We start from the raw sequence: 8,505 nt of genomic DNA on the forward strand, positions 1-8,505 counted from the left end.
CGCGACCCGGCGCGGCGCGAGCAGGCGGCGGTGGCGCTCGGCTCGGCCGCCGATGCGAGCAACGGGACGGTCGGCCTGCTCGCGCTGACCATCGCCGGCATGACCGCGCTGGTGCTGCTGCTGTTCGTCGAGCTCGCCTGGCTGCCGATGCGGCTGCAGCGCTCGTTCGCGATCAGCGCGTCGGCGGCGGGGCTGATGGTCGGACCGTCCTATGTCGTCGCCGGGCTGGTCGGGGCCGGGCTGTCGGGCTGGCTGGCGGGCGCGGTCACCGGCGAGCGGGTACTGGCGCGCGTCATCGACATCATCCTGGTGGCGAGCGTGCTGCTCGCCGGGCCGCTGGTGGCGGCAGCGCTGGCGAGCGACGCGCGGGTTGCCGGGTGGATGTTCTTCGCCGGCGCGCTGCCGCTGTCGACCGCGCTGACGTTGGCGGCGACGCCGATCCAGCTCCTGGTGTCAGGCGGCGGCCGCGCGCGAGGGCTGGCGCTGTCGACGGTGGCGTTCAACGTCGTCGGCGCGGGGCTCGGGCCGTTGCTGCCAGGGCTCATTTCCGACCGGCTGGCAGCTGGCTCAAGCAACGCGATCGGCACCGGCATGGCGGTCGTCACGGCGACGGCGGCGCTGGTCGCGATTATCGCCTTCAGCATCGTCCGGGTTGCGATCCGCCGCCGGCCGCCGACGATGAGCGCCTGAGCATGGCCCCCGCCACGATCGCCGCCGACGCCTGGCGCGCCGACACGCCGCCGCGGTTCGACCTCGGCTGGGACGATGAGATGTCCGGCCGCCAGATCGGCCACCTGCGCCATATCGAGAACCTGTCGCTGCAGCCGCCCGGCGACTGGTCGCACATGGGCACCAAGATGCACGGGCAGGAGGATTTTGGCTCCTACCGCTTTCAGCTCGCCTTCATGGCCTATGCGCTGGCGCTGGCGCACGTCCATCGCGCGCCCAACGCGCCCGGCGCGTTCCGCGCGACCTTCGACCGGCTGATCGGCAAGCTGCTCCACCCCGACGTCTGGCTCTACTGGCGCAACGTCAGCCAGGGCGGCCACGCCCTCAACGCCCATCTGCGCCCGCAGCTCGGCGAGGAGTGGAACCCGGTGGTCAGGGACAACATCATGTACAGCGCCTATGTCCAGTCGCTGACCCTGCTCTATTCGGTGCTGTTCGGCGACGACAGGTACGACCGCCCCGAGTCGATCGCGTTCGAGCACGCCTCGTTCTTCTGGGGCGACGGGCCCAAGCGCTTCGCCTATGACCAGCACAGCCTCAATGACCTGCTTTACTGGAAGATGGTCGAGAGCGGCTATCTCGGTATCGCCTGCGAGCCGAACTGCGTCTTCCAGATCTGCAACCAGCCCGCCATCCTCGGCTTCCGGATGCACGACGTGCTGACCGGCGAGGCGCGTGCCGACGAGGTGATCGAGGGCTATCAGCGCACCTGGGCGGAGTTTGGCCGGGTCGGCGGCAACGGCCATTTCAACATGCTGGTCACCGAGGACAGCCGCACCGTGATCCCCAACGGCTCGCCCAGCGCCTGGGTCGACGGCTGGACGGGCATGCTGATGAACATGTGGAACCGCGACTTCATCCGTGGCCATTACCGCCGGCAGATCGCCGACCTGCTCGTGCCGAGCGACGGCGACGCGCTGGCGGTGAAGCTCAGCGCGCCGCCCAGCCATGGCGGCCTGACCCTCGACTATGACGCCGGCGATTTCGGCTTCGTCGCCGCCTGGGCGTCGGAGATGGGCGATGCCGCGACGCTGGACGCGCTCACCCGCCACGCCGACCGCTTCATGGCGCCGACCTGGGCGAAGGGCGGCCTCTACTATCCGCGCAACGACCGGCGGCACGACGAGGCCGGTCACCAGACGCTAATGGAGCCGATCACCGGCAACGCGCTGCTCGGCTATGCCGCGCTCAACGTGCCCGACGGGCTGTGGGCGCTCTACAACCAGCCCTGGGGCAAGGTGCATTTCGCCGAGCCGCTGATCGTCGAGCTGGCCGACACGGTCGATGTGCCGCGCGCGCGTTACGATGCCGCAGGCCGCCGGCTGGGTTTCACCCTGACGCGCCGCGCCGATCGCGCCGGGCCGGTGTCGCTGGTGACCACCAACGTCTTCGGGCGCGGTCGTTGGACGCTGCGCGACGACGACGGGGTGCTGGCACACGGCGACGAGGCTGGCGTGACGGGCGGCACCGTGCCGGTGCGGCGCGTCGGCGATAAGCTGGAGATCGCGCCCGAGATCGACGGGACGCAGGGCTTCGAGATCGCCTGGGACGCGCCTTGACGGCCCGCGCGCCGGTCGGCGGCCCGTTCAGCCTGACCGATCACTTCGGCCGAGTGGTCACCGAGCGGACCTTTCTCGGCCGTCCGGCGCTGCTCTATTTCGGGTTCACGCATTGCCGCGTGGTCTGTCCTCGCGCGCTGGCGCGACTGTCGGCGGCGCTGGAGCTGGCCGTCGCGACGCCCGAGCGGATCCAGCCGCTGCTGATCAGCGTCGACCCCGAGCGCGACACGCCCGCGGTGCTGCGCGCCTATTGCGAAGCGCACCATCCCCGCTTCCTTGGCCTGACCGGCGACCGGGCGGCGATCGAGGCGATGAAGTTGGCCTACAAGGTGTTCGCCCGCCGCGTCGCCGACGCCGAGGACCCGCAGGGCTATGCCGTCGCGCATACCGCCTTCAGCTATCTGATCGGTACCGATGGCGGCTATGTGACGCACTTCACCGACGTTGCCGACGAGCAGCGCATCGCCGCCACGATCGCGTCGGCGATCGCCTAAGCGTCGAGCAACAGCCGTGCCGTCTTTGGGCGGCCGATGCACAGCAAAGCCGCGCCGTCGCCAGTCGCCGCCGTCGTCTCTCCCGCTAGCACGTGCGTCCGGCAGGTCTGGCAGGTGCCGGCGCGGCAGTCGCTCTCGATCGCGATGCCGGCCTGCTCGGCAAGGTCGAGCAGCGTCGCGTCATCGTTGGCGTGCCAGTCGAGGGTGACGCCCGAGCGGGCGAACTCGACCTGCGCGGTTTCCAGCGTCGACACCTCCGCCGCTGCTGCCTCAAACCGTTCCAGGAAGATGTGATCGGGGTTGGCTCCGCGCGCGATGAAGGCGGCGCGCAGGTCGGTGCAGAACGCGCCGGGACCGCACAGGTAGATGTCCGCCTCGAACCACGGCAGCTCGATGCGGTGATCCTCCATGACGACGTGCAGCCCGGCCAGTGCGCCGATCACCAACTCGGGCGTGATGCGGCTCAGCGCGCGGCCACCAGCGTCCGAACGGCTATAGACATAGGTGACGGTCAGGGCGGGATGCGCGGCGGCGAGCGCGTCCAGTTCGGCGCGGAACGCCAGCTCCTCCGGTGTCCGGCCGCCATAGATCAGATACACCGGCGTCGGCCTCGGCCGGGCAAGGTGAGCGTGCAGCATCGCCAGCAACGGCGTGATGCCGATCCCGGCGGCGACCAGCGCGACAGGTCGGAAGCCCATGTCGAGCACGAAGTCGCCCGCCGGCGCGCGCAGCATCACCTCCGCGCCCGCCTCCGCGCGGTGCAGCCAGATCGAGCCCGCCCCCGACTGGCGGCGCACGGTCAGCCGGTACTCCGCCATGTCGTGCGCGAAGGCGGACAGGCTCCAGCTGCGGGTGATCGGCCGGCCGTCGTCGCCGGTCATGCGTACCGACACGAACTGGCCGGGCCGCGGCGGGCACAGCGCCGCGCCGTCGGCGGGGCGCAGATGGAAGGAGCGGATGTCGCGCGCCTCCTCGACGACCTGGTCGATCACGAACCGCCGCCAGCCGCGCCAGTGCCCCTCAACCGTCTCGGCGGCGCGCTCGGCCGCATCGAGCTTCGAGCCGAGCAACAGCCGGATCGTCGGGCTGAGATGCGCGAACGCCAGCAAGCGCCGCAGCGGCTCCAGCGGCGGCGGCGCATGGCTCGCCACAAAATCGCAGACGTCGGCGATGCTGGGCATCGCCGGATCGTAACGGATGCGCCGCAGCGCGTCGCCGGGCCGCACAACGCCGGTCGCGAGCACGCCGAGATAGACGCCGGTGCGCCGCGATAGGGCAAAGGTCCGCTGAAAGGTGCGTGGCTGGCTCAGCCGCCATGCCAGCTTCGCGCAGGGCGTCCGCGCACCGGCGACGACCAGCCGCACCTCGTCGCCCAGCGCGAACTCGTCGCCGACGCGCACCTCCTCCTCGTCAAGCGTGTCGAGCGTTAGGTTTTCGCCGAAGAAGCCGTCGGGCCAGCGCGCCGGATCGATGCCGAGATGGTTTCCCCAATAGTCATAGCTGCTGCGCGCATAGGCATAGAGCTTGTCGGGGTGGACCGCGCGCCGATCCCCCGCCGCGCCGTCCTCGGTGATAACCCAGGGCTCGGCGACCGGTGCCTTGATGTGCGCGGTCTTGATGACCTCGGCACCGAACTGGATCGTCTGCACCTGGCCGATCGAGAAATTGAGCAGCTTCATCGCCAGCGCCGGGCGATCGATCAGACCGCCGCCACCAGGGCGATCTCGACGCGGAACTCCGGCAGCGCCAGCCGCGCCTCGACCGTCGCACGCGCCGGCGCGGCTTCGGCCGGCAGCCATGCGTCCCACACCGCGTTCATCGCCGCGAAGTCGGCCATGTCCGCTAGCCAGATCGTCGCCGACAGGATGCGGTCCCTCGCCGAGCCGGCCTCCGCCAGCAGCGCGTCGGCGCGAGCGAGGATCGCGCGGGTCTGTGCCGCGGCGTCGCCGTCCATCGCGTCGAGCGCGACCTGCCCGGCCAGGTAGACGGTGCCGCCATGCACCACGGCCTGGCTCATCCGCGGGCCCGGCTGGATGCGGCGGATGGTCATGCTTCCGCCGCCGCGAAGCTCGCCGCCAGATCGGCCGAGGTGGTGGTGAAGCCGAAGCAGAAGCGCACGTTGTGGAACGTCGCCTGCAGGCAGAAATCGGGCGAGGTGGTGGCCACGCAATCCTCGAGCATCACCGTGTCATAGCCGTGGAAGTTGGCATCCATCAACGTGCCGAGGACGCAATGGTCGGCGTTGACGCCCGCGAAGAAGAGCGTCGTCACGCCCAGGTTACGCAGGATCGCGTCGAGCGGCGTGTCCCAGAAGCCGCTGATGCGGTGCTTGTCGACATGGATGTCTTCCGGTCTCTGGGTCAGGGTGTCGATGATCTCGCTTCCCCAGCTGCCCGCCGTCAGCACCTTGTGGGTGCGCGCCGCACCGGCCTGTTCGCCGGCCAGCCCCGGCCCGCGCCCGTTCGGATTGAACGGGTGCTGCGTTCCGGGCGACAGATTGAGCCGGTCAGGTCGGACGCCCCAATTCACCCAAATCACCGGCGCACCGGCCGCGCGTAGCGCGTCGGCGGCGCGGTTGATCGGCTCCGCCAGCGCCCGCGCTGGGCCGACATCGACGCCCATCGACGCGATCCACCCGTCGGGCGCACAGAAATCATTGACCATGTCGATCACGATCAACGCCGTCCTACCGCGATCGAGGATGAGGCTCTGCGGCAGCGCCGGCAAGCGCGTCGTATTGGTCGGTCGCTGCGGCCTGCGCATATCGACGCAATCGTCGCTCACACGGTAGGCGTTACCCGAGGGGATGCCGATCACCGGCCACCCGACGCTGCTCTGCATGAAGCCGTTCATGGTCACACTCCTTCCAGAGTAGAATGACGGATTGGCTACATAACGTCAACGATCTGTAAGGGAAAAGAGTTGATGTTGGCGCGATTGTCGTTCAGCACGCGTTGAAGCGGGATTGGACTGCCAACCAGATCCTCGGCACGTTGACCGCGCTGTTTCTCGTCATTCCATCTGAGTTGGGGACAATCTGGTCATAATATTGGAGCGGCTGGTGATCTGGCAAATCCCCGCGGTCTGGCAAGGGCTCGGGCTGCGGGAGCCGATCCGCGCGGGCCCAGCACTGATAGCTCATTCACATGCGCGGGATGGCGGACGCAAGATCAAGGTTGCCACTGTGTCGCAGCAACAATTGCGGAACGGCTCCCGTCAGCCCCGTATCGCGAGGCCCGTAAACTTCGAAGCGGGAGATGTCGTTCATCAGCAGCCCAAGCGTTTGGCGTAGCGCCGCCTCGTCGAGGTCACGCGTGATGAACACCATCCGCGAGCGGCGATCGTCGCTCGGCCAGCCATCGAGCATCAGCGGTGGGTGGAAGATATGCTGAACGCCGTGAACCACCACGGGCCTGTCGAACTCGGCGAGGTTGAGAATACCCTTGATCCGAAGTATCTGCGGGCCGACGAACATCGTCAGCACCTCCAGCCAACCCTCGAACGCATCTCCGTCCAGCGGCTCGTCGAAGGTCAGGCAGATCGAGCGAATATGGTCGTCGTGACGGTTCACATCATGATCGTGATCATCGCCGTTGTGCGCATGATGATGGCGATGGTCATCGTCATGCCCTTTCTGCGCTTCATAGGCTTCGGCGTTCAGCCAGGATCGGACATCGTCGCCCTTGGCGTCGGCATCATACAGGGCAGCGCCGAACAGGCCCGCTGGGTCCAACTGACCCTGGATCGCGACAGCGATCGGCGCTGCCGGGTTGATCGTGCGCAGACGCGCCTGCAGACGCTGGGCGTCTTCTGCCGGGACCAGGTCGGTTTTGGTGAGGACCAACCGATCCGCTACGGCAATCTGTCGCACCGCTTCCAGCTGCGCGTTGAGCGTCGCCATGCCGGTCGCGGCATCAACGGTGGTGACGACGCTGTCGAGCCGGTAGAGTTCGGCGATCCGCTTGTTGGTAAGCAGGGTGTGGAGGATAGGGATCGGATCGGCGAGCCCGGTCGTCTCGATCAATACGCGATCGAACCAGCGCTCGCCATTGCGCGCAAAGCGCCAGGGCGCATCGCGCAACGCACGCACCAGATCGCCGCGGATCGTGCAGCACAGGCACCCGCTCGCCATCTCGATAACCGTCTCTTCCTGCGCAGGCACGACGAGGTCATGGTCGATGCCGATCGATCCGAACTCGTTGATGATGACGAGCGCCCTGCGCATCGCCGGATCCCGCACCAGCGTGTTGAGCAGCGTCGTCTTGCCGCTGCCGAGAAACCCGGTGAGCAGGGAGACGGGGATCGTGTCCTTCCTGCCACGCGTGCTCATGGACAAAACGCCTGGTATCCAGGCGGCGTCACCGCGCTCATCCGGACCGATCAGCTGCAGCTAGAGCGCAACAGACACATCTCTGCCGCAGACGCAGGTTCAGCACATGGCCGGAGATGATCAGGATGGAGCCTGCAACGGTGAGTGCCGTTTCTTCCGCACCCTCGACGAATATGGCAGTGCCTAGCAGCGCAAGGCCAGCCGCTCCAGCAACGAGCGGCACCCACTGCCGATGCATCCGGAAACCGAGCGACAGCGCCAGTGCCGCCGCTGGTGCCGCAAAGGCCAGCAGCCAGAGATGTGCGCTCTCCGGAATGGAGAGCCATCTCGCTAGCATAGGTAGCGCCAGGATCAGCAGCGGCAGCACCACGCAATGCACCATGCACGCCGCCGAGCAGAGCATGGCCGTGCCGTCCAGCAAATCCGTGGCTGATCGTCGGGCGACTTGGGAGGGGAATAGCATGGACGACCGCTGCCATGACACTGTGTATCACGCAAGGCTTTGCGAGCATTCGACTTCGCACCGCCGTTGCGCGATCGGCTTCGGTGGACACGGCCGGTCTACGCGATCGCTTCCGTGGTGTGCTTGGCAGCGCACATGCTGATGCGTTCGATAATGCAGCGCGCTAGGACCGAATGAGCGCGGTCGCCCCGTATCTTGTCTGCCCCCTTACACTGTTCCAGGTCTCACCACTCGCGTGCGGCACCGTCCGGGCCGCGCCATACTGGGTTGCGCCACGCTGGGGGCGTGCGAGCCGCGTCGCGTACCCGCTCCTCGTCGATGGTCACACCCAGGCCGGGCGCTTCGGGCGCGGCCACCATGCCGTCGCGGACGTCGAACACCGACGGATCGACGAGGTAGGTCAGCAGGTCAGCGCCATCGGCGTTGTAGTGGATGCCGAGCGACATTTCCTGGATCACGAAATTGGGGCTGGTCAGCGCCACCTGCAGGCAGGCGGCCAGCGCCAGCGGCCCGAGCGGGCAGTGGGGCGCGAGCGCGACGTCGTACGCCTCCGCCATTGCCGCGATCCGTCGACATTCGGAGATGCCGCCCGCGTGACTGAGGTCGGGCTGGATGATGTCGACGCAATTGGCCTCGAACACCCGCTTGAAGTCCCAACGGCTGTAGAGCCGCTCACCAAACGCGATCGGGACAGTGGTGTGGCGCGAGAACTCGGCGATGCCCTCCAGATGCTCGGACAGCAGCGGCTCCTCGATGAACAGCGGCCGCAGCGGCGCGACCGCGGCGGCGAGCTGCTTGGCCATCGGCCGGTGGACGCGGCCGTGGAAATCCAGCCCGACGTCGAGCCCCAGCTCGCGCACCGCCGCCACGCGCGTGACCGTCTCGTCGAGTGCGCGCGGGCTGTCCAGCCAGCCCAGGTCGGCGGTGGCG

General features: G+C 68.1%; 9 protein-coding genes and 1 pseudogene. 4 read left to right on the plus strand and 6 right to left on the minus strand.

What is annotated here, in order from left to right:
- The 3 genes and pseudogenes from HUU96_RS07105 to HUU96_RS07115 all read left to right on the plus strand — a co-directional run.
- Nucleotides 1-690 (plus strand): annotated as a pseudogene (locus HUU96_RS07105) (hypothetical protein); the annotation flags it as partial.
- A 2-nt stretch (nucleotides 691-692) separates the two neighbouring features.
- A complete protein-coding gene (locus HUU96_RS07110; RefSeq protein WP_174292141.1) occupies nucleotides 693-2,288 on the plus strand; it encodes a hypothetical protein in 1,596 nt (531 codons plus the stop codon).
- The gene (locus HUU96_RS07115; RefSeq protein ID WP_174292142.1) at nucleotides 2,285-2,782 is read left to right on the plus strand and encodes an SCO family protein; all 498 of its coding nucleotides are present in this window, start codon (nucleotides 2,285-2,287) and stop codon (nucleotides 2,780-2,782) included. Before HUU96_RS07110 ends, HUU96_RS07115 begins: the two co-directional genes overlap by 4 nt.
- Here the strand turns inward: HUU96_RS07115 and HUU96_RS07120 are convergent.
- The 4 genes from HUU96_RS07120 to HUU96_RS07135 all read right to left on the minus strand — a co-directional run bounded on the left by HUU96_RS07120 (nucleotide 2,779) and on the right by HUU96_RS07135 (nucleotide 7,022).
- Complete coding sequence (locus HUU96_RS07120; RefSeq protein ID WP_174292143.1) at nucleotides 2,779-4,461, minus strand: MOSC domain-containing protein; 1,683 nt, start codon at nucleotides 4,459-4,461, stop codon at nucleotides 2,779-2,781. The two genes, HUU96_RS07115 and HUU96_RS07120, sit on opposite strands and share 4 nt — an antisense overlap.
- 20 nt (nucleotides 4,462-4,481) lie before the next feature.
- Nucleotides 4,482-4,832 (minus strand): RidA family protein, encoded by a 351-nt coding sequence (locus HUU96_RS07125; RefSeq protein ID WP_174292144.1) that lies wholly within the window; start codon nucleotides 4,830-4,832, stop codon nucleotides 4,482-4,484.
- Entirely contained in the window at nucleotides 4,829-5,635 is an 807-nt protein-coding gene (locus tag HUU96_RS07130; protein ID WP_217430285.1) for a cysteine hydrolase family protein, read from the minus strand. Before HUU96_RS07130 ends, HUU96_RS07125 begins: the two co-directional genes overlap by 4 nt.
- A gap of 289 nt (nucleotides 5,636-5,924) precedes the next feature.
- Nucleotides 5,925-7,022 (minus strand): CobW family GTP-binding protein, encoded by a 1,098-nt coding sequence (locus tag HUU96_RS07135; RefSeq protein ID WP_254605085.1) that lies wholly within the window; start codon nucleotides 7,020-7,022, stop codon nucleotides 5,925-5,927.
- Here HUU96_RS07135 and HUU96_RS15090 point away from each other — a divergent pair.
- Nucleotides 6,961-7,176 (plus strand): hypothetical protein, encoded by a 216-nt coding sequence (locus tag HUU96_RS15090; RefSeq protein ID WP_254605087.1) that lies wholly within the window; start codon nucleotides 6,961-6,963, stop codon nucleotides 7,174-7,176. The genes HUU96_RS07135 and HUU96_RS15090 overlap by 62 nt on opposite strands.
- Here HUU96_RS15090 and HUU96_RS07140 read toward each other — a convergent pair.
- Both HUU96_RS07140 and dgoD read right to left on the minus strand, forming a co-directional pair.
- Nucleotides 7,150-7,533 (minus strand): MerC domain-containing protein, encoded by a 384-nt coding sequence (locus HUU96_RS07140; protein ID WP_174292146.1) that lies wholly within the window; start codon nucleotides 7,531-7,533, stop codon nucleotides 7,150-7,152. The two genes, HUU96_RS15090 and HUU96_RS07140, sit on opposite strands and share 27 nt — an antisense overlap.
- 266 nt (nucleotides 7,534-7,799) lie before the next feature.
- Nucleotides 7,800-8,505 (minus strand): galactonate dehydratase (dgoD, locus tag HUU96_RS07145; RefSeq protein WP_174292147.1); only part of this gene is annotated, 706 nt, incomplete at its 5' end.

Source organism: Sphingomonas bacterium (assembly GCF_903644135.1).
Lineage (GTDB): Bacteria > Pseudomonadota > Alphaproteobacteria > Sphingomonadales > Sphingomonadaceae > Sphingomonas.